General features: G+C 71.3%; 18 protein-coding genes. 11 read left to right on the top strand and 7 right to left on the bottom strand.

Annotated features, from left to right (window positions below):
- The first annotated feature begins 521 nt into the window (after positions 1-521).
- Complete coding sequence (locus WMF26_RS40510) at positions 522-1226, top strand: thermonuclease family protein (protein WP_437997098.1); 705 nt, start codon at positions 522-524, stop codon at positions 1224-1226.
- A gap of 600 nt (positions 1227-1826) precedes the next feature.
- Positions 1827-3167, top strand: coding sequence for a cytochrome B6 (locus tag WMF26_RS40505; protein ID WP_438002483.1), 1341 nt, complete (start codon positions 1827-1829; stop codon positions 3165-3167).
- Here WMF26_RS40505 and WMF26_RS40500 read toward each other — a convergent pair.
- Positions 3164-3532, bottom strand: coding sequence for a hypothetical protein (locus tag WMF26_RS40500; protein WP_437997097.1), 369 nt, complete (start codon positions 3530-3532; stop codon positions 3164-3166). The genes WMF26_RS40505 and WMF26_RS40500 overlap by 4 nt on opposite strands.
- A 26-nt stretch (positions 3533-3558) precedes the next feature.
- On the bottom strand, positions 3559-4710 hold the full coding sequence (locus WMF26_RS40495) for a zinc-dependent alcohol dehydrogenase (protein WP_437997096.1): 1152 nt from the start codon (positions 4708-4710) through the stop codon (positions 3559-3561).
- A gap of 663 nt (positions 4711-5373) precedes the next feature.
- On the opposite strand from WMF26_RS40495, the gene WMF26_RS40490 reads away from it, so the two are divergent.
- Positions 5374-6066: a hypothetical protein gene (locus tag WMF26_RS40490; RefSeq protein ID WP_437997095.1), complete on the top strand. Its 693-nt coding sequence runs from the start codon at positions 5374-5376 to the stop codon at positions 6064-6066.
- Between the two features lie 219 nt (positions 6067-6285).
- Here the strand turns inward: WMF26_RS40490 and WMF26_RS40485 are convergent, their stop codons facing one another.
- Positions 6286-7833 carry a sigma-54 interaction domain-containing protein gene (locus WMF26_RS40485; protein WP_437997094.1) on the bottom strand — a complete coding sequence of 516 codons (1548 nt, stop codon included), beginning with the start codon at positions 7831-7833 and terminating at the stop codon, positions 6286-6288.
- A 178-nt stretch (positions 7834-8011) separates the two neighbouring features.
- Between WMF26_RS40485 and WMF26_RS40480 the strand changes: the two genes are divergently transcribed.
- The 6 genes from WMF26_RS40480 to WMF26_RS40455 all read left to right on the top strand — a co-directional run bounded on the left by WMF26_RS40480 (position 8012) and on the right by WMF26_RS40455 (position 14805).
- Positions 8012-9247: an RtcB family protein gene (locus WMF26_RS40480; RefSeq protein WP_437997093.1), complete on the top strand. Its 1236-nt coding sequence runs from the start codon at positions 8012-8014 to the stop codon at positions 9245-9247.
- A complete protein-coding gene (locus tag WMF26_RS40475) occupies positions 9244-9903 on the top strand; it encodes a peptide chain release factor-like protein (protein WP_437997092.1) in 660 nt (219 codons plus the stop codon). The genes WMF26_RS40480 and WMF26_RS40475 overlap by 4 nt, the downstream gene beginning before the upstream one ends.
- A 17-nt stretch (positions 9904-9920) precedes the next feature.
- Positions 9921-10067, top strand: coding sequence for a glutathione S-transferase N-terminal domain-containing protein (locus tag WMF26_RS40470; RefSeq protein ID WP_437951466.1), 147 nt, complete (start codon positions 9921-9923; stop codon positions 10065-10067).
- Positions 10042-10299 (top strand): hypothetical protein, encoded by a 258-nt coding sequence (locus WMF26_RS40465; protein ID WP_437997091.1) that lies wholly within the window; start codon positions 10042-10044, stop codon positions 10297-10299. The genes WMF26_RS40470 and WMF26_RS40465 overlap by 26 nt, the downstream gene beginning before the upstream one ends.
- 627 nt (positions 10300-10926) lie before the next feature.
- A complete protein-coding gene (locus WMF26_RS40460; RefSeq protein ID WP_437997090.1) occupies positions 10927-12408 on the top strand; it encodes a hypothetical protein in 1482 nt (493 codons plus the stop codon).
- A 252-nt stretch (positions 12409-12660) separates the two neighbouring features.
- Positions 12661-14805, top strand: coding sequence for a family 43 glycosylhydrolase (locus WMF26_RS40455; protein WP_437997089.1), 2145 nt, complete (start codon positions 12661-12663; stop codon positions 14803-14805).
- A 130-nt stretch (positions 14806-14935) separates the two neighbouring features.
- Here the strand turns inward: WMF26_RS40455 and WMF26_RS40450 are convergent, their stop codons facing one another.
- The 3 genes from WMF26_RS40450 to WMF26_RS40440 form a co-directional block, all read right to left on the bottom strand.
- Positions 14936-16327, bottom strand: coding sequence for a DUF2252 domain-containing protein (locus WMF26_RS40450; RefSeq protein WP_437997088.1), 1392 nt, complete (start codon positions 16325-16327; stop codon positions 14936-14938).
- Between the two features lie 135 nt (positions 16328-16462).
- Complete coding sequence (locus tag WMF26_RS40445; RefSeq protein ID WP_437997087.1) at positions 16463-17191, bottom strand: hypothetical protein; 729 nt, start codon at positions 17189-17191, stop codon at positions 16463-16465.
- 556 nt (positions 17192-17747) lie between these two features.
- Positions 17748-17903, bottom strand: coding sequence for a hypothetical protein (locus WMF26_RS40440; RefSeq protein ID WP_437997086.1), 156 nt, complete (start codon positions 17901-17903; stop codon positions 17748-17750).
- A gap of 146 nt (positions 17904-18049) precedes the next feature.
- Between WMF26_RS40440 and WMF26_RS40435 the strand changes: the two genes are divergently transcribed.
- Positions 18050-19171 (top strand): multiheme c-type cytochrome, encoded by a 1122-nt coding sequence (locus WMF26_RS40435; protein ID WP_437997085.1) that lies wholly within the window; start codon positions 18050-18052, stop codon positions 19169-19171.
- A gap of 38 nt (positions 19172-19209) precedes the next feature.
- A complete protein-coding gene (locus tag WMF26_RS40430) occupies positions 19210-20814 on the top strand; it encodes a hypothetical protein (protein WP_437997084.1) in 1605 nt (534 codons plus the stop codon).
- Positions 20815-20936: 122 nt separating this feature from the next.
- Here the strand turns inward: WMF26_RS40430 and WMF26_RS40425 are convergent, their stop codons facing one another.
- Positions 20937-21677, bottom strand: coding sequence for a hypothetical protein (locus tag WMF26_RS40425; RefSeq protein ID WP_437333460.1), 741 nt, complete (start codon positions 21675-21677; stop codon positions 20937-20939).
- Positions 21678-21702: the final 25 nt, after the last annotated feature.

The raw sequence follows: 21702 nt of genomic DNA, 5'->3' as shown, positions 1-21702 counted from the left end.
GCCCCCGGAGCCAAGCGCGGGGCCGCGTGCAGACGTCCCATGCCCCGCCGCGATCTACCGAAGCGATCGCGCCGGTCATCGTAACGGGAAAGCGCGCACGAAGCGTAGCCCCATCCCGGAGCCGGGGGCGCGCGGCGCTCGCGGGGCGGAGGCCTGCTGCGGGGACGGGGGGAGCGGCCAGACGCACCTGCAGAAGGACAGGAGAAGAGATTAAACGCCAAGGCGCCAAGGCGCAAAGGCGCAAGAGAGAGAAGAAGAGAGGCGAGAATAATTTTTTTTTGTCTTTTTTGCGTCTTTGCGTCTTTGCGTCTTTGCGCCTTTGCGTTGACTCTCTCTCTGCTCTCCTCCCGCCGCTCGGCGCTTCAGGTCACCTCCTGCCCCTCGGATCAGGGCTAACGAGCTCTTTCAGCCGGCCCCGGCTCGGTCCATACCATGATGGAACAGGCCGCCTGGGCCGGGCGCACGTCCGAGCGAACGCCGAACGCTGGTTTCTGGGAATCCATCCATCCTAGGAGGGGGCGATGACAGGACTGCTTCCGGGAATCCGGAGGTTTATCGGCTACGTGTCTCTTGTCTCCCGGCGGCGGCTGCGCAGGGCGCCCGATTTGCCGGGCGCGACCTTCCGCGCAGCGGTGGTCAGGACCGTGGATGGGGACACGCTCCACGTACGCGACGAGCGGGGCGTGGACCATCCGATCCGCATGCTCTCGATCGATACGCCGGAGACGCACTTCCTCGGCGCCTCCCAGGGCCATTGGGCCGAGGCGGCGGCCGCGCGGCTCGCCGAGCTGCTCCCCGAAGGCGCCGAGGTCGAGATCCAGACCGATGAACAGCCGTGCGACGCGTACGGCCGCGTGCTCGCCTATGTGCTGTCCGGCGGCCGGATCATCAACCGGCAGCTCCTCGAGGAGGGCCTGGCGGTGACGTACACCGTCGCCCCGAACCTGCGCCACGCGCAGGATTTCTCGGAGGCCGCGCGGCGCAGCTTCACCGAGCGGCGCGGCATGTTCAGCGATCCCGACCTCCTCCTCCCGTACGAGTTCCGGTGGAGCATGAGAGGTCAGTCGAGCGCGAAGCTCGTCGGCAGCCTGTCCCGAGGCGAGGTGTTCCCTCTGTCGGAGCGCGAGCGCGTGCCGTGCTGGGATCGGGTGTTCTTCTTCGACGCCCGGGATGTCCGAGCGCCCTTTGTCCGCATCGCGACCGACGGGCGCGCGCGCGGCGGTTGATCGGGACGTCCTCCACGCGCGACCTGCCCCTCTGTCCAGGTCGTCTCAACGTCAGCGAGCCACCATGCCACGCCATGTGGCAAAATGTCTCGTCCTGCGAGGCTCCTGCGCGCGACGACCCGCGCTCCTGAACCCGGGGGGCGCGGCGGTCTCCGGCGGCTCGGCGGAGGGACGGCTCCCGATCCGCACGAGGAAGCAGATGTCTCCCTCACCCGACGCCGCGCTCCGCGCCCGGTCGGGAGCCGCGCGCATGGCGGACGCGGCCTTGGCACAGGAGTCGCCTGCGGGCGGAATTGCTCATGCGCCTGGCCTGCGAGCCCGGCGAGTCGCCCTCTCGTGTGAGCCGGACGGGAGCTCGGCGCGTCCGAGAGCGGGGCGCCCGGTCGGTCGTCCCCTGTCGATGTATTCCTTCGAAGGAGCGCTTCTATGCCTGTGAAGAGAATGGATATCTCGTGCCTGGTCGCGTGCACCGCGGCGCTCTCGCTCGGCCTCGTGAACTGCGGCTCGGCGCCGGGCGCGCGGCCCGAAGACCCGACCGGCCCGCGGGACGCGCCCCCCGCGACGGCCGGGACGATCGCGCCCGCGGGCCCGCGGGCGCCCATGAACGCGAACCCTCCGCCCGGCCCCGAGACGCCGCGCACGAGCTACCTGCCGGTGGAGGACAAGGAGCCGTTCGCGGCCATGGTCGCCCGCATGAAGGCCGACAAGCCCGCGGTGGAGAAGCGCCATCGGGCCCTGCTCGATGAGCGGTACGACCTCTCGAACCGCGCCGCGCAGGGGGTCACCATGTCGCGCGGAAAGCCCGTCCAGGCCGGCGTGCGCGTGAAGCTCCCGAAGGGGACGACGTGGGAAGCGCTGGCCGCGCTCTCGCCCGACGCCATCCGGGAGCAGGGGCTCTGGCCGCGGGGCTTCCTGCCGCTGCCGCACGCGAACCACCCGGAAGGCGGCATGGTCTTCCCGAAGTTCCACATCGACGAGCTGAAGCGCCAGACGGGGCGCGACCTCACGCGCTTCGATCTCGACTTCGACCTGCCGGATCACCTCATCTCCGAGTTCCCGGCGCCCATCTATCTCACCACCCGGCCCGACCTCGGCGACGTCTCCAAGGGGCAGCTCGTCACGATCGACAACTTCTACGAGCTCTTCAACGGCATCCTGACGCCGAAGCAGCTCGAGGGGCTCCGGCTCCTCGTCACGCCGTTCCCGCAGATGCAGTTCAACGCGACCGCGGACCGGCGCTCGGAGAAGGCGAGCCTCGGCGTCGCCTGCTTCGATTGCCATGCGAACGGCCACACGAACAACGCATTTCACCTCGTGGGCGACACGAGGCCCCAGGAGTTCCGGCACCGGGTCGACACCCCCACCTTGCGCGGGGTGAACATCCAGCGCCTCTTCGGCTCGCAGCGCGCGCTCAAGACCGTCGAGGACTTCACCGAGTTCGAGCAGCGGGCGGCGTACTTCGACGGCGACATCGTCATCGCCGTCAAGAAGGGGATCAACATCCTGGACCGCGGGCACCAGGTCCACGCGATGGCCGAGTTCCAGGAGATCCTCGACTTCCCCCCGGCGCCGAAGCTCGGCGTGGACGGCCGCCTCGACCCCGCCAAGGCCACGCCCGAGGAGCTGCGCGGCGAGCAGGTCTTCCACGGCAAGGGCCGGTGCGGGACGTGCCACGTGGCGCCGTACTACACCGACAACCTGATGCACAACCTGCGGGCGGAGCGCTTCTTCAAGCCCGAGCTCATCAACGGCCGGATGGCCACCGCCGACGGACCCATCAAGACGTTCCCGCTGCGCGGCATCAAGGACAGCCCGCCGTACCTGCACGACGGGCGCCTGCTCACGCTGGAGGACACCGTGGAGTTCTTCAACCTCGTGCTCGGCACGAAGCTGACCGCGCAGGAGAAGGCCGACCTCACGGCGTTCCTGCGGGTCCTCTAGCGCGTCCTGGCGGCCCGTCCCCTGCGCTTGACCAGGAGCGGGAGGCTCTCGAGGATGTCGACCCGATCCGCGATCATCAGCAAGAGCCAGTGCGAGACCTTGTGATCCGGGACCTCGTAGGCCAGGCGGCGCAGCGCGCCGCTGGCGCCTCTCGGCGGCAAGGCCGCGCTGAACACCGGCGTCGGCCGGGCGAGCCCCGGGTGCCTGAGCACCCGGCCCTCGACCGGCTGCCGCTCGGGCTCTATCCAGTGCGCCCACGAGAGCAGGTGCGGCGGCGCCTCCCTCGGGACGCCGGGCCTGTCCTCCGGGCACAGATCGACTCCCCAGTACGGCAGCTCCTTCGGCCGCATGAACTCGGCTTCCATGGTCGCCTCCTCCTCGGTGACAGCGCTCATTTGGCGCCCGACGGGATGAGCACGCATTTGATGATCCCGTCGGTCCTCGCCGCGAACAGGCGGTACATCTCCGCGGCCGCCTCCAGCGGGACGCGGTGGGTGATGAGCGCCCTCGGGTCGATGTTCCCCTTGCGGATGTGCTGGACCAAGTGGGGCATGTACCGCTTCACGTCGCACTGCCCGGACTTGATCGTCAGGCCCTTGTTCATGACCGCGCCCACGTCCACCAGGTTCCACGGCGGCCCGTAGACGCCGATGATGGAGACCCTCCCGCCGCGGCGGACCGACTGGATCGCCCAGTTGAGGGCGACGGGCGAGCCGGCCTGGAGCATGAGCGTCTTGCCCAGCAGGCCGTGCAGCGTCGAGCCGCTCGCCTCGAGGCCGACCGCCTCGATGCAGACATCCGGCCCGCGGCCGTCGGTCATGTCCCGGAGGACGGACACGACGTCGGGGACCTTGGTGAAATCGAGCGTCTCTGCCTGGTTGTACCGGCGCGCGAACTCGAGGCGGTAACCGACCGAATCGATGGCGATGACGCGGCGGGCGCCGAGGAGCCAGGAGCACCGCTGGGCCACGAGGCCGACGGGCCCGCAGCCGAAGACGGCCACCGTGTCCGCGGGGGTGATGTCGCCCATCTCCGCGGCCTGGTACCCCGTGGGGATGATATCCGAGAGGAAGAGCGCGTCCTCGTCCGAGAGGTCGTCGGGGATCTTCATGGGGCCGACGTCGGCGAAGGGGACGCGGACGCGCTCGGCCTGGCCGCCCTGGTAGCCGCCGGTGGTGTGCGAGTAACCGAAGATCCCGCCGGTGATCGTGGTGAGCGGGTTCGTGTTCTCGCAGGCGGAGGTGCGCTCTCGCTGGCAGAAGAAGCACGTCCCGCAGGCGATGTTGAACGGCACCACGACGCGGTCGCCGCGCTGGAGGGTCCGCACGGATGGCCCGACCTCCTCCACGACGCCGGTGAACTCATGGCCGAAGATGGTGCCGACGCGCGTGTCGGCGATGTAGCCGTGATAGAGATGCAGATCAGAGCCGCAGATCGTGGCGCGGCTCACGCGGAGGATCACGTCGTTCGGATGTTGAATCCGAGGCTCCGGGTTTTCCTCGACGCGCACGCATCTCGGCCCATGGTATGTGACCGCCAGCATTCGCAGTACCTCCCGCCTGCTCGATGGGCGAAGCAAGGAGCGAACCCGGCGCGCGCGCTCGCGAGTGCAACCGGCGTAGACATCGGCCTTCCGCGGCTCGCCGGCCGGCGCCGCGGGAGAGCGGCTGTCCATCGTTTGCGGGAGCGCCGGCGCGCGGGCCGTTCTCCGCGGTCTCCTCGCGGCGCTGTAACCTCCGCCCGCCGGGGTCGTCGCCGAGCGCGCGCCCCTCAGGGGCGCTGCCGTCTCGGCTTCGCGGGCGCGCGCTCATCGAGCTGCTTCACGAGGGTCTTCGGCGCCTTGAGGCGCCATCCGCGCTCGAGCCGCATGCGGCACCCGGGCGCGCAGCGACCGCCGCCGCGGCGCAAGACGGGAGCACGAGCGGCCGTCGAGAGTCCAGAGCGATGGGCGCTCTCGGCGGGCTCGCGGCGCGCCGCGCGGCGTGCGCCGTGCCAGGGGCCGCGCGAAGCGCGCTGCCGGGGCCGCTCTCCCTCGGCGCGACCGGGCGCGGTCCCACGTATCGCAGATTCGCACATCGACTGGCCAAGTTGCGCTATAAAATGCGCGAATGTGACCTGGCAGCCTCGCGCGGGGGAGCCCAAGATGCGCCGCGCGAGGGGTTCTTGAATGCACGGGGGACTGCGGCTTTTTTGGCGGGGTGCGCTGATGTTGAGCGCTGCTCTCGTCGGGGGCTCCGACGGCGTCGGCAGCGCAACGGACAGCCGCTCAGGCGCGCTCGGCGACCAGAGCAGCGGAGTGTACGGGCCGTGCACGGCGCGCTCGGAGGTCATCGGCGTGGAGGACGCCTCCCGGCTCGGCTTCTCGGCCAATGACGTGGTCTCCGCCGTCTCCGGCGCGCGCTCCGCCACGCTTTCGTGGGCGAAGGGAGGCAGCACGATTGTGACGGTCTCTGCGGGCGCGCCGCTCGCCGCGCGCTTCGTCCACTTCACGAGGTCAGCGGTCGAGTCCACGGCGGGGGGCGATGGGCCGCCCGACGACCCGGCAGACCTCCGGGAGGCGGGCTGCCCCGGCGGCGCTCCGTTGCTGGAGATCGACGTCCCGCTGCGCTTCTCGACGGGCGACGGCGCCTTCGCCGACTCGTTCCCGGTCACGCTCCGGGCCGTGCGTCGCGACGCTGTCGCGTACATCCACGTGATCCATCCCTCCCGGATCCAGGGATCCTACCGGATCACCGAGGTCGACCCCGCGGAGGTCGATGACGTGCGGCTCGTCCTCTTCGGCACGATCCGCGGCCGCGTCATCACCGGAAAGCTGCAAGGGCTCGCCCCGGGCAACCCGAACGGGACCGGAGAGGGCCCAGACGCGCACGGGCGAAGGCTCGACGTCGCGGAGTTCTGATCGTCGCCGAGCTCGGCGGCCCCGGCCGGCGATCTCGACACGATCCGGCGCCAGGATGGGTGTTCGCCCCTCGCCCGCGGGCAGTGCTCGAATCTGCCCGAGAGAGTTCACATGAAGGCGGGAAGGCGGGAAGAACATTGATAATTCTTCCCGCTTTCCCGCCTTCATGTTCAATTTTGATCACTGCCCGCCCGCGCTCCCGCGCCTCACGCCGGCGGATCAGGCCGCCTCGTCTCCGCGGAGGCCGTAGGCCGCCATCTTGCGCTTGAGCGTGTTTCGGTCGATGGCGAGCGCGCGCGCCGCGCGCGAGATGTTGCCCCGATGCACCCTGAGCGCGCGCCCGATCGCGGCGCGCTCGGCCGACGCCACCGCCTCCGCGAGCGGCGCGACCTCCTCGCCCTCGGCCTCCCCCTCCGGCCCCCGCGCGACCCCGCCCGCGCCGCCCGCCGGCCCCGCGGCCGCGGCGGTGATCTCCGGCGCTAGATCGCCGACGTCGACCGTGTGATCGCAGAACACCCCCCACCGGTGCACCTCGGCGCGCAGCTCGCGCACGTTGCCGGGCCAGGCGTGCTGGTACAGGCACCGGAGCGCGTCGCGCGTCACCTCGAGCCCGCGCCCCTTGCGGCGCGCCCGCACCTCGTCGAGGAACGCGTCGATGAGGATCTCGATATCCCCTCCGCGGGCGCGGAGCGGCGGAACGTCGATGATCGCGCCGCGGAGCCGGTAGTACAGATCCTCGCGGAACGTCCCTTGCTCGACCATCTTCGCCAGGTCGCGGTGCGTGGCCGCCACGACGCGCACGTCGATCTCGATCCGGGCCTCGCCGCCCACCCGGCGCAGCGTCCCGTCCTGGAGCACGCGCAGCAGCGAGGCCTGCACCCGCGGCGACAGCTCGCCGATCTCGTCGAGGAACAGCGTGCCGCCGTGCGCCTGCTCGAACACGCCGCGCCGCCGCCCCGCGGCCCCGGTGAAGGCGCCCGCCTCGTGGCCGAACAGCTCGCTCGCGAGCACGCCCTCGGCGAAGACGCCGCAGTTCTCCGCGACGAACGGGCCCCGGCCGCGCGGGCTGTGCTCGTGGATCGCCCTGGCCGCGAGCTCCTTGCCGGTCCCCGTCTCGCCGACGATCAGCGCCGGCACGTCGGTCGCGGCGACCCGGGCGATCCGGGCGCGGAGGGCGCGCATCGGCTCGCTCTCGCCGACGAGCACGGCGTCGCGGGTGCGCGCCTCGGCCCGCAGGCGCACGACCTCCTCGCGCAGCGCGCGGATCTCGGGGAAGCCCTCGATGTCCAGCCGGACCTCGCGCACCGGCCGCGGGTGCGGGTGCGGCACGAACGCCGCCGGGATCACCTGGAGCATGCGCGCGGGCAGGATCCCCGCCTGGACCAGGATGACCCAGAGCGTCTGCGCCTGCGGCGTGCCCGCCGAGAGCAGGACGTCCGTCGCCCACGCCGCGTTCGGAAAGGCGCGCTTGAGCTGCGCCGAGAGCTTGCCGAGCGCGCGGAAGAGCTTCGCGTGGTCCGACGGGTCGTCGACGTCGACCACGCGGAGCTCGACGCGCGCGGCGCGCGCCCGCGCCCGCTCGACGAGCGCCCGCGACGGCGCCTCGCCGGCCGGGATGGTGAGGATCACGATCGCGTCGTAGCGGCTCTCCTCCTGGTCGAGGAGCCGCAGCACCGGCCCGCGATCGCCCTCCGCCCGGCGGCCGTGGTGCGCCGGCGCCGGCCCGAGCGTGCCCGCGTCCGACCAGGTGAGGAGGAGGCGATTCACCGGTGCACCGTACACCAGAAGTGGTGCGCCGTGCACCATGTTGTCTGGTGCATCGTGCACCAGGTTGAAGCGATCTGCCGGCGCAGGGGCGGGTCGCGCGCTGGCACGGGAGCCGCAAGGATCCGCCGCGTTCCCCCCGCGCCGCCCGCCTCGGGCGCGCGCCCGCCACGGAGATCTCATGAAAGCGCCCGCCGACAGCGTCGTTCTCCCCGCCCACGCCCGCCTGGTCGCCCGCGACGACGTCTGGCTCGAGGGCAACGCCGTCCAGCAGCTCGCGCGCGTCGCCGCGCTGCCCGGCTGCGTCCGCGCCGTGGGCATGCCGGACCTGCACGCGGGGCGGGGCATCCCGATCGGCGCGGCGTTCGCCTTCGCGGACCGCGTCGTCCCGCAGCTCATCGGCGGGGACGCCGGGTGCGGCGTGCGGCTCGTCGCGACGTCGATCGGCCGCATGTCGGCGGACGTCCTCGAGCGGCGCGCCCGGCAGGCGATGGAGGACGATCCGCTGGCCGACTGCGACCCGGCCGCCGTGTTCGAGCAGGTCTGGCGGCGCGGGGCGCGCGGGCTCGCGGAGGTCGACGGCGTGCCCGAGGCGCTCGCGCAGCTCGCGGCGGCGGAGCTCGAGGACGGCCTGCGCCCGAGCGGCGACGCCTCGCCGTACCGCGCGGGGTACGAGGGGGCGCTCGGCTCGGTCGGCGGCGGGAACCACTTCCTCGAGATCGCGCGCGTCGGCGCGCCGCGGGACCCTGCGGCGGCGGCGGCGCTCGGCCTCTCCGCCGGGGATCTCGTCGTCCTGGCCCACTCCGGCTCGCGCGGGCTCGGCGGCGCGCTCGGGCAGCGCTGGGGCGACGCGGTGCTCGAGGGCGACGCCGCCGAGCCGTACCTCGGCGAGCTCGCCGGCGCGTGCCGCTTCGCGCGGGCGAACCGGCTCCTGCTCGCCTACCGGATGCTGCGCGCGCTCGGCGCCGCGCGGGCGTCGAAGATCGCCGGCGGGCTCGACCTCACCCACAACGACGTCGCGCGGGAGATCGTGGGCGGCGCGCCGGCGTGGGTGCACCGGAAGGGGGCCGCGCCCGCGCGGGGCAGCGACTTCACCGTGGTGCTCGGGTCGCGCGGCGCGCCGTCGTGGGTGATGCGCGCGAGCGACGCGGAGGCCGGGCTGCGCTCGGTCGCGCACGGCGCGGGCCGCAAGATGGGCCGCAGCGAGGCGCGCGAGAAGATCGCGGCCCGGTACCGGCGGCGCGAGCTCGCCCGCACCGAGCTTGGAGGCCGCGTGGTGTGCGACGATCCGGCGCTGCTGCTCGAGGAGCACCCGGACGCGTACAAGCCGATCGCGCCGGTGATCGAGAGCCTCGTGGAGGCCGGCCTGGCGACGGCGGTCGCGCCGCTCGTCCCGGTGATCACGGTGAAGCGGTGAGCCGGTCGTGGGTGCAGATCAGCGCGGGGCGGGGGCCGGTCGAGGTGCGGCGGTTCGTGGCGCGGCTGGCCGAGCGGATGGAGGCGCTCTGCCGGGAGCGCGGGCTCGCGGTGGTCGACGTGACGGTGCACGGCGACGAGGGCGCGCCGGCCTCGGTCGAGATCCTGGTGGAGGGCGACGCGCGGCGCTGGCTCGAGGGTGAGATCGGGACGCACGCGCTGATCGAGAAGAGCGCGGACCGGGGGCGGGCGGCGCGCAAGCGATGGTTCGCGGGGGTGGCGATCCACCCCGCCGGGGCGGACGCGGGCGCCGGGGCGGGGGAGGGCGCGGGCGTGGATCTGCGGGATATCGAGATCTCGGCGTGCCTGGCGGGAGGGCCGGGGGGGCAGCACGTGAACAGGACGCGGTCGGCGGTGCGGGTCCACCACCGGCCGAGCGGGATCACGGTGCGCGTCGCCGACGAGCGCTCGCAGCGCGCGAACGTCCGCCGCGGGGTGGAGCGTATCGCGGAGCGGCTGGCGGAGCGCGCCGCGCGGCGGGCCGCAGAAGGGGAGGCCGCGCGCTGGAGCGAGCACGACCGGATCGTCCGGGGGGAGCCGGTGAGGACGTACCGGATGGGGCGGAAGAGGGCGCTCGAGGTGGCGGGGGCGCGGTGAGGGGAGGCGCCCGCCCGATGGGCAAGCTGCCCTTGCTCGTCGACGGCGGCACCGTCGTCACCGAGTCCGCGGCGATCGGCCTCTATCTCGCGGATCGTTATGCCCCGGGCCGCCTCGCGCCGAAGCTCGAGCGCGACGATGGAATCGGCCATCTCTGGCCGTGACTTCGTCCTCGGCAAGGAGTTCTCGATGGCCGACGTCATCTTCGGCGGCACCATCGCGTATATGCTTGACGTCAAGATGCTCGAGCCGCGCGCGATCGCGCGCCGTATCCGCGCTCGCCCCGGACGACACGTTCAGCGCAGTCAGTCCACGTCCTCGGCGAAGGCTCGCCGAAGATGTCTGCTATGCGTTGCCTCCCGGGTGGAAAGCCGTCCGGGGAGGCGCGTCGGGTAGGGGCATGGCGACGAGCAAACGTCATGCTCGATCTCGAGATGCCCGTACCACCGGAGGTAACGGAGCATCCGCCCGACGGCGTGCCCGCTTGAGCGACAGCACATCTATGATGATCTGAACGTTCTGCAGGGGTTGCTTCAGATCACCCGCGACAAGGGAATCCCCTTCATCGATCGGATGGCCTCCAGCGCCGCGTGGGTAGAGAACATCGGGCGAGCACAGGCCAGCGCCTTCTACATGACGGCGACGCCACGCCCTCGAACGAGGAGGGGGCGAGGGGGCTCGCCACGCTCGTCGTCGAGGGCGCCGGGCGCAAGCTCCGGAGTTCGCCGTGCGGCAGCCGCGTCGGACCTGCATCGAGGCGGATGGGCTCCAAGGAACCGGCGGCCGTGAGCTCGTCGCCGGGCCATTTCGGTTGACGGCGCCGTTGTGAACGCTCACAATCGTTCTCGAACTGTGGACCAGGATGTGCACGCCTCGCCCGCTCGAGCGCCGGAGCACCTCACGCTAGCGCCCATCGGCGCAGCAACTACGCGCGAACCGAGGAGCGAGATGGCACGTTTGGGAAGCAGCTCGAGAGCGCGATTCCTAGTGGCGCTCTTATGGACTAGCGGGTGCAGCGACCCGGTGACGACGACCGGCAGAGACGCAGGACCCGACGGCGAGCCCCCCGCGTGCTCCGAGGGCACCTGGGATCACGACGGCGATGGCGCGACGAGCTGCGTCGCATGGACAGGCTGCACCGCAGGCACCTTCGCGAGCGCCGAGGGCTCGCCTACGGCGGACCGGCGGTGCACGGCGTGCCCTGAGGGCACCTTCAGCGACACGATGAACGCGCCGAGCTGCAGGATGCACACGCCCTGCGCGCCTGGGACGACGCAGACCGCGCCTGGGACGAGCACCACGCCCGCGCAGTGTGACGCCTGCTCGCCGGGCACGTACTGCGCAGGCGGGGCCGCCGCGCCTGTCGACTGCGCGGTCGGCACCTGGGACGACGACGCCGATCCCGCGACGACATGCGTAGCGTGGACCGACTGCGTGCCAGGGGAGCTCGTCGGCACGGAGGGGAGCAGCACCACGGACCGCAGCTGCCTCAAGTGTACGAACGGCGAGCACACGGCCTCGATGAACGCGAGCAGCTGCTCCCCGGGGGCCTGGGTGCTGAGCTACTTCGGGCCGCATCAGGACGTGCCGAGCGATTCGCTGCACCTCGCCTACAGCACCGACGGGCTTCACTGGTCGACCCTCGCCGATGGACAGCCCGCGTACCAGCTCACCGGGATGGGAACGAATCACATCCGAGATCCGTTCCTGTTCCGCAAGAACGATGGCACGTACGTCTATATCGCCACGGACTGGACGCTCTCGAACAACGACTCGAACTACTGGAACAACCCGAGCTCCAAGATCTTCGTGGCGGACTCGACCGATCTCATCACCTTCACGAATCCCCGGTTGATCACGCTCACGAACCTTCCGGGCCCCGGGGCCACCCCGATGCACGCCTGGGCCCCGGAGGCTTACTACGACCCCGATCGTAAGCTCTATGCGATCATCTGGTCCGGAAACGACACCACGGGCGCGAACCGGATCTACGTCAGCTACACCGAGGACTTCGTCACCATCGTCAACCCGACGCCCGACGTGCTCTTCGATCCGGGCTACAGCGTCATCGACGCGACGATCACGCAATGGAACGACCGCAACTACCTCTTCTTCAAGGACGAGACGGACAGCAGCGGGAGCGCGCTCACAGGGTCGGGCAAGGACATCCAGATCGCGCGCTCCTCGACGCTCGCGCTCGATCCGGCGACGTTCACGCGATGGAGTCCGGACTACATCACTCGCGGGTCGACCCAGAGCAGGAGACGAGCGACGGAGGGACCGTTTGTCATCAAGGACCCGCGGCAGAGTCGATGGTACCTGTTCGCCGACTACTACCTGGACGGCGGTGTGTTCGGGTGCTGGAGCACGACGGATCTCGACGCGGATCCGGGCTCTTGGACAGAGCTCCCGAGCGCGCAGTACCGCTTTCCGTCCGGCGTGCGCCACGCGAACGCGGTCCGGGTCACGCAGGCGGAGCTCGACGCGATCATCGCCCACTACTGAACATCCTGCCGGATCCGCAGCACCTACGGCGAGGCGAGCGTGTCCTCGTCTTGACATCTCCACGGATTGTTAGGGGCTCCCCCTATCATGCGCACACCGAAATCTCCCCACTCAGCGTGCACTTCCCTCCCTGCGCCACGCGGCGCGCTCACGGCGGCAGCTTGCGCCTTCGCCGCATTGCTCGCGGTGGTCGGGTGCTCGGATGGGCCCTCGACCGACGCGCCGGACGCGTCGACCAATTCATTGCGGATCATGACGGCGGGCACAGCGCTCAGCACCTCGGAGTCCGGCGGGCGGGTGACCGTGAGCGTGGCGCTCGACGCCGCGCCTCGCGAGCCTGTCACGGTGCCGGTCTCGAGCTCGGATGCGACCGAAGGCTCCGTCTCACCGGCGACCGTCTCGTTCACGGCGGAGGATTGGAGCATCCCTCGAGAGATCACGGTCACGGGCGTTGACGATGCGGAGAGCGACGGGGACCAGAGCTTCCGCGTCCGCTTCGGGCCCTCGGTCTCCGCCGACCCAGCGTGCGACGGCCTCTTCGCGGAGTCCGCTGGCATCACGAACACGGACGACGACGGTCCAAGGACGGCAGCGATCGTCGTCAGCGACCCGTCGGGGACCCTCGCCGAGCGCGGCGCGCCCGTGACGTTCACCGTGCGCCTCGCATCGCGGCCGAGCGCGCCCGTGACGATCGCCCTCAGCGTCAGCGACACGACCGAGTCGACGCTGAGCCACGCGGACCTCACGTTCACGGAGGCGGACTGGAGCGCGGCGCAGACCGTGACCTTGAGCAGCGTCGATGACTGGCAGGCCGACGGACCTCAGCCCGTACGCGTCGTCTTCGGCTCACCGGCCAGCGAGGACCCCGAGTATGCGGCCCTCGCCGCCCCCGCTGTTCTCGAGCTCTCCAATCTCGACGACGACGTCGGAGGGGGGTACCATATACGCACGACGCACGCGGAGGACGCGCCGCTCTACGTCGCGCATTCCTATTATCACGCGATGATCACCGGCCTCGACGACAGGGCGAACAACCAGGTTCCTGCCGACTTCCAGTGGAAAGTGGTGCCCGGCCTCGCGAACCCGGACGATCCGACGCTGGTGTCGTTCGAGTCTGTGGGTTTCGGCGGTCGCTACCTGCACGTCGACAGCGTGAATTCGACCCGGTACCCGCTGCAGGATGAGGCGTCCAATCGGGCTGACGGGCTCTGGCAGACCCCGCCCGATGAGAGGAGTCACCTCCTGTGGATCGACGTGTTCACGGATACAACCACGTTCCGGAGGGACGCCACGTTCCGGATCGTGCCCGCGCTGAACGGGGATCCGACGATGGTCTCGCTGCAGTGGTACTCGGATGCGACACGTTATCTCCGGCACCTGAACTACCAGATCTATGCGCACGTGCTCGACGGCACGGCGGTCGAGAGCTCGGAGGCGTCGTTCGCGCTCGAACCGCTCGGCTATTTGGTCTCGCAGCGCGCTGATCCCCACATCAAGCGGCATACGGACGGTTACTACTACTACACCGCGAGCGTGCCGACGTACGATCGCATCGAGATCAGGCGCGCGACCACGATACGAGGCCTGGCCAACGCGACCCCGAAGGTCGTCTGGACGAAGCACGCGTCCGGCCCGATGGCGGCGCACATCTGGGCGCCAGAGCTACATTTCATCGACGGCAAGTGGTACATCTACTTCGCCGCAGGGAGCTCGACCGACATCTGGGCCATTCGCATGTATGCGCTCGAGAGCTCATCGGCCAACCCGATGGATGGCAGGTGGATCGAGCGAGGGCAGATCGTGACGGACTCGGACACCTTCGCGCTCGACGCGACGACGTTCGAGCACGACGGCAAGCGCTATCTCGTGTGGGCGCAGGAGGACCCCAGCGTCGCGGGCGACAACAGCAGCTTGTTCATCGCGGCCATGGTGAACCCGTGGACGCTGGCCAGCCCCAACGTGCGGATCGCCAGACCCGAGCACGCCTGGGAGACGGCGGGGTTCGCCGTCAACGAAGGTGCTGCCGTGCTCGAGCGGAATGGGCGGGTCTTCATCAGCTACTCAGCGAGCGCGACGGACGCCCGCTACTGCCTCGGCCTGCTCACGGCGAGCGCGACGGACGACCTGCTGAGCGCCAGCTCGTGGACGAAGAACGAGGAGCCAGTGTTCGTCAGCGCGAACGGGCTGTATGGCCCGGGCCACAACTCGTTCACGACATCGGCGGATGGATCGATCGACGTGCTCGTGTACCACGCGCGGAACTACGAGAAGATCACGGGGGACCCGCTCTACGACCCGAACCGCCACACGCGCGTCCAGCGGCTCGAATGGAATGCAGACGGAACGCCGAACTTCGGCGTGCCGCTCCTGAACGGCGCGAATACGATTGGCGATTGACCATTCGTAGAGGAATCGAGCTCCCCAGGCCACCATCGGCCGCCTCGTCCCCGGCAGGAGACGCCGGCGGCCCGAGCAGCTGAGCAATCGCGCTCGTGCTCGCTTGCGCTGTCGCCTGCGCGCCCGCCGCTCAGAGCCCGGTCTTGGCCTGGACGCGTCCGTTCTTCACCGCGTCCACCAGCGCTCGATGGTCGCGCTCCGTCTGATCGGCGTAGGCGATCGCGAACGCGGCGATCGCCTCGTCGAACGTGTCCGCTTTTCCGAGGTAGGCCGCGATCGCGATCCGGTCGCCCGAGCGCGCGTGCGCGCGCGCGAGGGTCCAGCCGCAGAGGCTGCCGTACGTCGCCAGCGCGACCCGATCCAGCGAGGCGATGTCCGCCGAGAGCTTCCAGTCGCGCAGCTGGCGCACGTAGAAGTCGCGCTCGATCCCGTCGACGCCCTTCACCCGCTGCCAGCCGAGGAAGATGTCGCTCGCGGCCTGCATCAGCCGCTGGCCGGCCACCACGCGCTCGCCGCTGTTGCGGTGCTCGCTCCTGCCGAGGAACCGCTCGAGGACCGACGCCTGCGCCTCCTTCGCCTGCAGCAAGAGCGGGTCCTGGTCGTCGCGGCCGAGGAGCAGGATGATCCAGGCGCGCAGGCCGACGCTCCCGATCCCGACCACCTTGTGGGCCATGTCCGCGAAGCTGTACCGCTCCAGCAGGTGCCGCCGATCGCTCTGGAGGGTGCCGCGGTAGCCGCGCAGGATCTCGCGCACCTGCTGCTCGAGCTGCTCGCGGGCCACGCCCCCCACGAGCTCATCCATCCGGACGATCAGGGGAGGATCGCTGATGATTCGCCGCCGGCCGTCGACCTCTCGCGTCAGCTTCTCGTAGGCCTGCATGCTGTCCCTCGCCCGAGCCTTGGCGACCTTGCGCTCGGTGACGTGCAACCGCTCGCGACCCACCCGCGAGCGGAACCGGTCGATGATGCGCTCGATATCGAGGCTCGCGTACCAGACGTCGAGGTCGCGGAGCGCGGCGAAGCTCCGCATCGCCTCGCGGTACTCGCGGACGGTGGCCAGGACGATCTCGGAGCGGGCCGATCTCGAGAAGCCGTTGTCGCGCCCCGCCAGCTCCATGCTGACGGCCAGCCGCTTCACGTCCCAGTCCCACGGTCCCGGGAGCGTCTCGTCGAAGTCGTTGATGTCGAACATCATGCGCCGCTCGGGAGAGCCGAACACCCCGAAGTTCGAGAGGTGTGCGTCGCCGCAGAGCTGCACCCTCAGGCGCGATCGCGTGGTGGCGGCCAGATCAGAGGCCATCACGCACGCGGCGCCACGGTAGAACGCGAGCGGGGAGGCCAGCATCCGGCCGTAGCGGATCGGTACGAGCTCGGGCACACGGGTCTTCGCTTGCTCCTCCAGCAGCGCGATCGGATCGGGCCGGTGGGGCGGCGCCCCCCAGGTCGCGTGGGTGGTGCGCGGGATCTCCGCGCGCTCCGCCTTGCCGCGGGCCGCGTGGTCTCCGGCGGAGAGGTGCGGCATCGCCCACTCCTTCGTGACCGCTGTCGATGCGTCGATGCTGTCCATCTCCTCCGTCCCGTCTCGGTGATCGCCATCCCACGGCAGGGCGGGCGCGCCGTGAGATCCTCGCCGATCCGCCCGACGCGCGAGCGATGCTCAATCACCCATCGTGCCCATCGTGCGCCGCAGATCGAACATCGCCTGCTGGCTCACCCTGAGAGCCCCGTCTTGCGGGTGATCGAGGTCGGCGATCAACATCAGGACGATCGAGAGGCCCATGACCAGCGTCGCGACCGTGGGAGACCGGCGCGTCCTGACCAGACCGGCGTGATAACCGACGGCCGCCAGGTTGAGGACCGCGATCACGAAGAGCGCCGCCCACAGGACGCCTGGAATGCCGCCCCGGACGGCCACCTTGACGCGTGTCGCGTGGAGCTCGATCGCCCTGTTCAACGACTCGATGAAGAGCGCCACGGCGGTCGAGCTGGGCTGGTCTCGTGCCGCCGCCTCCGCTTCTTTCCACAGCTCCCGGTGCAGCTCCTCCGAGCGCCGCAATGCCTGCTCGACGTTGCCGAGCCTCACCGCGTCCAGACGAAGCTCGACGTACTCACGCAGCATGTCGCGGACCTTGTGGCCGCGATCGCCGGGGAGCAGGCCGGCGCGCAGGTAGGTCGTCTCGATGGCGTTGGCCTCGTCGACGACGGCCTGTTTCCTGGCCTCGAAGCGGGTCGCCGCGAGTCCGAACGTGAACGCCAGGATGAGCGCCAGCAAGCCCATCGTGGCCGTGGCCAGCGCGAGCACGTGCGGCCCGTACTCCTGGTCGGAGCGGCGCAGCCGGTACACGCCCAGCCGGTAGCCGCCCTCGACGGCGAGCAGCAGGACCACGATCGTCATCCCGAAGAGCAGCCAGAGCGGAAATCGATCGAGCGGTCCACCCACGGGCATCGACGCACCTCGCTCCAATCACGGCTCTTCGCCGTCGCGAACACAGATCCGATGCCACGCGAGGCGTGTGCGTTGTGCGAGCCTGCTTCGTGAGGATGCGCTCGGGGCGCTCGGCTGCCCCTCCATGTGCGTGTACGTTTCAGCCGAATCGGCTGCACCCCGGAGACTGACCAGCCGGAGCCGGCCCTGGAGATCGCGCGTCTCGACAGGCGCGTAGGGGATGGCGTCTGCTCCTCGGCGGTGCGGTGCGGATCTGCAAAGGCCACCTCCCGAGCTCGGTAAACCTTGCGTGCTACCGGCACGAGCTGGCCCGCCCCTTCGATGCTGACGCGCCAGGGATCTGCCTCGCGCACGGAGAGAGAGCTCAACGCAAAGGCGCCAAGAACGCAAAGACGCAAAAATGCATCATAGTTGTTCTTCTTGCGCCTTTGCGCCTTTGCGCCTTTGCGTTGAACTCTCTCTCCGGATCCCTGGCCGGACTCCTGGTGGGGTGGAGCTAGAGCATGGATCCGGCCGGGAAGCCGACATCCACGACGAGCTCGGCGTCCGCGAACACGTCCAGCGCATCGAGGGGCTTCGCAGCAGCGGCGAGCGCGAGCGCCCACAGCGAAATCGTGGCGCCGAGGCGGCGCGCAAGCGTGCCTCGAGCCACGCGATTCAAGCAGCGATGATCAGGCGCGCCGCGGCGCCTGCGCCGGCGGAGCGGCCGGCGTCGCTCGGCGGTCTCGGGCGTGACGCGGCGGCGGGGGTGTTGTAGCGGAAACGATCGCTGTGCGGCGCTGTGTCCCTGGCCTTGGTGTGCTGATCGCGGGTGCCCTCGTGGGCGCGTGCGCCGCCGCGCCGGACACGACCGCGCGGCCGCGCGGCGAGGTCGGGGCGCCGGCTGGCAGCGCGCTGGCTGGGGCCGCGGAGGCGGCGCGGGTGCCCATGCCGAGGCCGGCGCGGGCGCGGCTCGGGGCGGCGGCGATCGCGAACCAGGCCTGCGAGGGGTGCCACGAGGAGGTGGCGCGGGAGTGGCGCGCGTCGCTCCACCACCGGGCGAACACCGAGCCTGCCTACCGGCGGGCGTTCGCGATCGAGCCGATGCCGTTCTGCCGGGCTTGCCACGCGCCCGAGGCGAGGCCGGAGGAGCCAGAGCCGGAGGCGCTCGGGGCGCTCGGGGTGGGGTGCGTGACGTGCCACGTGACGAGCGACGGCGAGGGCGAGCTCGCGGGGCCGGCGGTGGCGCCGGTGCTCGCAGCGCCGTGGGCGGGGACCGGGGCGCCGCCGGCGGCGCCGCACACGGTGATCCGGGACGCGCGGTTCGGGGGCGCGGACGCGTGCGCGGCCTGCCACGAGTTCGCGTTCCCCACGGCGCGAGGGCGGTCGACGGCGGAGCTGATGCAGTCGACCCTCACCGAGCACCGCGCGTCGCCCGCCGCGGCCCAGCCCTGCGCGGCGTGCCACATGCCGCGCGGGCCGGGGCTGCGGCGCGGCCACGGGTTCGCAGGATCGCGGGACGAGGCGCTCGTGCGGAGCGCCGTGGCGGTGACGGCGCGGCGGCTGTCGGCGACGCGCGTGGCGGTGACGCTCGCGCCCGCGAACGCGGGGCACGCGTTCCCGACGGGGGATCTGTTCCGGAGGCTCGAGGTGTCGGCAGAGGCGCTCGGGCCCGACGAGCTCGTGCTGGGGCAGGAGGAGCGCTACCTGACGCGGCACTTCGTGCTGCGGCCGGGGACGATCGGGCGGAAGCTCGTCGCCGACGACCGGGTGCACGCGGAGCCCGTGACGGTGGAGCTCGACGTCGGGTCCGCCGGCGAGGGGCGGACGCTCGCGTGGCAGGTGGCCTACCAGCGGGTGGCGCACCCGAACGGGGTGGACCTGCGCGACGCGGCGATCGAGGGCGAGATCCGGGTGGCGTCGGGGAGGCTCGCGCCGTGAGCGGACGCGGGATGGCGCGGCGGGGAGAAGGAGGAGCGATGAGCGGGCGAAGGGCGTGGTGGGGGCTGGGCGGGCTCGTGATGGCGATGGCGGGGTGCGGGCCGGCGCAGCGGGCGGCGGACGGGCCGCGGGCGGCGGATGCTGCGCCGGGGCCGGGCGCGCCGGGTACGGCAGGCGCGGCGGGCGGATCGAGCGCCGCAGGCGCGGCGGGCGCCGCGAAGGCGGACGAGGCGGCGAAGCCGGCGCCGCCGCCGAAGTCGGCGTTCACGCCGGTGGCGCAGGTCCCGGCGGAGATCGATGTGCGGCTGCACCCGGTGGAGGGGGCGCTGCTCGTGTCGACCACCAACCTGCTGACGCTCGAGGGGGAGCAGATGGGCGCCGCCGTCGGCGTGCTGAAGGATGGGACGATCGAGTTCCCGAAGCGGCTGCGCCTGCTGGCGTGGGGGGCGGCCGTGATCGGCGTCTACGGGCGCTATCCCGACCAGCTCGACCTGATCGCGACGGGCACCACGGGCCGCACCGGCGTCGCCGAGCACCACGTGCTGGGGGCGCAGGGCTGGGTGCAGCGGATGGGCGACCCGGGGCTGTGGTTCACCGGGGTGGCGAGGATGGGCAGCTCGCTCGTGGGGCTGGTGGGGCCGACGATGATGGGGGTCCCGAGGTTCGTCACGCTGCGCGGGCCCAGGGTGGGGCTGACGATCACGCCGGCGCCCAAGAAGGAGCCGTGCCGCGGGTGGGAAGCGCCGCTGCCTTACCCGGAGGCCGAGGTCCGCCCGCAGGCGTTCGGGGCGACGCGCGACGGGACCGCGCTGAGCTACGGGCTCGACTGCGACGTGGAGAGCGCCCTGGAGGTCTGGAAGCCGGGCGAGAGGCGCTCGACCCTCATGCCCGTCCCGGCGCTGTCCGAGGGGCAGAGCCCCGACGATGCGCGCACGCTGATCCTGCCGGGCCCCGGCGAGGGCGAGGCGTGGATCGTGGACGGGGGCGTGCTCCGCTACCAGGGCGGGGAGCCGAAGAGGATCGACCCGCCGGCGAAGGGCGCGCGCGTGCTCACGGCGTCGGCGGCGCCGGACGGGACGCTGTGGGCGATCGCGGACGGGGCGCTGTTCGCGCGCAAGGGCGAGGCCTGGGAGCAGGCGCCGCTGCCCGACGGGGTGAAGGCCCAGGACGTGGCCGTGGGGAGCGACGGGGCGGTGTGGGTGGCGGCCGGGGGGGCGATCCTGAAGCACGGCGGCGGCAGCGAGGCCGCGGGCGCGGCGCCGGGGACCATCCAGCTCCAGAAGGGGCCGCCGCCGAAGCCCAAGCCGAGCCGGCCCTTCCCCGAGCCCGGCGGGCCGACGTGCCCGCAGAACCTCGTGGTGCTCTATACGTTCAGCAAGACGGCGCCGGACGACTACGACTTCCCGCTGACGCGAAAGGCGCTCAAAGGACGCACGGAGTTCTCTCCGGCGCGCTTCGTCGTGACGCGCGACATGGGGCAGCGCTTCTTCGCCGCGTTCGTGCCGAGCTGGGATCTCGCGAAGAAGCTAGAGGAGCGGATCAAGACCGATGTGCAGGGCTCGACGCCGCAGATCGTCTGCGCCGAGCCGGAGGTGGTGCGGGAGCTGAAGCTGGATCTGAAGACGGGCGAGGTCGTGAGGTGAACGCGGGTGGCGGTGGCTGCCACGACGGTCCACCGCCTCGGCGCGGCGCCGATCGACGTCGAGCGAGACATCGACCTCCAAGGCGCCAAGATATCGTCCTCTTCTTGGCGTCTTTGGCCGGGTCAGAACACGAGCCGGGCCGATAGCCCCGCAGGGCCGAGCGACGCGATGGGCCGCAGCTCGATCTCCACCTCGCCCCGATCGTGGACGCGGTAGACCTGTGGCCTGTTCATGAGGAGCAGGACCGTCCCCGTGATCATCGTCGCTCCGCCGGCGACGAAGGCGCCTATCGCCAGGTCGCCGCTGGCCTGGTCGCCCTTGTGTGCCGCGTCGCTCCACATCAGCCCGCCACCCGCGACGCCCAGGGCTGCGCCTGCCCCGAGCATGGTCCAGGGGACCCACGCGGGCCACCGCGGCTGGCCGATGACGGTTTCGACGCGCCGCGCGAGCTGGCCGGAAGCCTCTTTGCCGGCGATGACGAGGATGGGCTTGACGACCGTGGAGTAGCCGTCCCTCCTCACCATGACGACGTGCTCTCCGGGCGTGACCATCCGGCGCTCGGCGCCGGGGCCGACGAACCAGGGCTTGTCGTCGAGCAGCACGGCAGCGCCCGGCTCATCGCAGCGGATCTCGATGGCGGCGAGCTCGTGCTCCATGAGCGCGCGCATCGCCGCGCGCGCCTCCTGCTCCGTCTCGGGCGCGAGCGTGCCGGGCCCCCATCGCAGGGCGAGCCGCAGGTTCTCATAGGCCACGAGCGGCAGACCGAGGCTCTTCAACACCCGCGCGAGATAGAGCCGGAGCTCGGGATGCTCCCAGGCGGCCAGCGCCTCTTCGTATTTGACCCGCGCCTCGGCGAACATCATGCGCCGGTGCAGCGCCCGCGCCTCC

The organism is Sorangium sp. So ce185 (genome assembly GCF_051526825.1).
Lineage (GTDB): Bacteria > Myxococcota_A > Polyangia > Polyangiales > Polyangiaceae > Sorangium > Sorangium cellulosum_D.
The sequence above is the reverse complement of the archived record's forward strand: the minus strand, read 5'-3'. Positions and strand labels throughout refer to the sequence as shown.

Bases quoted from the DNA above. Each gene is read 5' to 3' on its own strand.
- WMF26_RS40465 (WP_437997091.1), top strand. From the start codon at position 10,042: ATGGAATCGGCCATCTCTGGCCGTGACTTCGTCCTCGGCAAGGAGTTC.
- WMF26_RS40490 (WP_437997095.1), top strand. From the start codon at position 5,374: ATGTTGAGCGCTGCTCTCGTCGGGGGCTCCGACGGCGTCGGCAGCGCA.
- WMF26_RS40480 (WP_437997093.1), top strand. From the start codon at position 8,012: ATGAAAGCGCCCGCCGACAGCGTCGTTCTCCCCGCCCACGCCCGCCTG.
- WMF26_RS40450 (WP_437997088.1), bottom strand. From the start codon at position 16,327: ATGCCGCACCTCTCCGCCGGAGACCACGCGGCCCGCGGCAAGGCGGAG.
- WMF26_RS40505 (WP_438002483.1), top strand. From the start codon at position 1,827: ATGAACGCGAACCCTCCGCCCGGCCCCGAGACGCCGCGCACGAGCTAC.
- WMF26_RS40430 (WP_437997084.1), top strand. From the start codon at position 19,210: ATGAGCGGGCGAAGGGCGTGGTGGGGGCTGGGCGGGCTCGTGATGGCG.
- WMF26_RS40500 (WP_437997097.1), bottom strand. From the start codon at position 3,532: ATGGAAGCCGAGTTCATGCGGCCGAAGGAGCTGCCGTACTGGGGAGTC.
- WMF26_RS40425 (WP_437333460.1), bottom strand. From the start codon at position 21,677: ATGATGTTCGCCGAGGCGCGGGTCAAATACGAAGAGGCGCTGGCCGCC.
- WMF26_RS40495 (WP_437997096.1), bottom strand. From the start codon at position 4,710: ATGCTGGCGGTCACATACCATGGGCCGAGATGCGTGCGCGTCGAGGAA.
- WMF26_RS40510 (WP_437997098.1), top strand. From the start codon at position 522: ATGACAGGACTGCTTCCGGGAATCCGGAGGTTTATCGGCTACGTGTCT.
- WMF26_RS40455 (WP_437997089.1), top strand. From the start codon at position 12,661: ATGACGGCGGGCACAGCGCTCAGCACCTCGGAGTCCGGCGGGCGGGTG.
- WMF26_RS40470 (WP_437951466.1), top strand. From the start codon at position 9,921: ATGGGCAAGCTGCCCTTGCTCGTCGACGGCGGCACCGTCGTCACCGAG.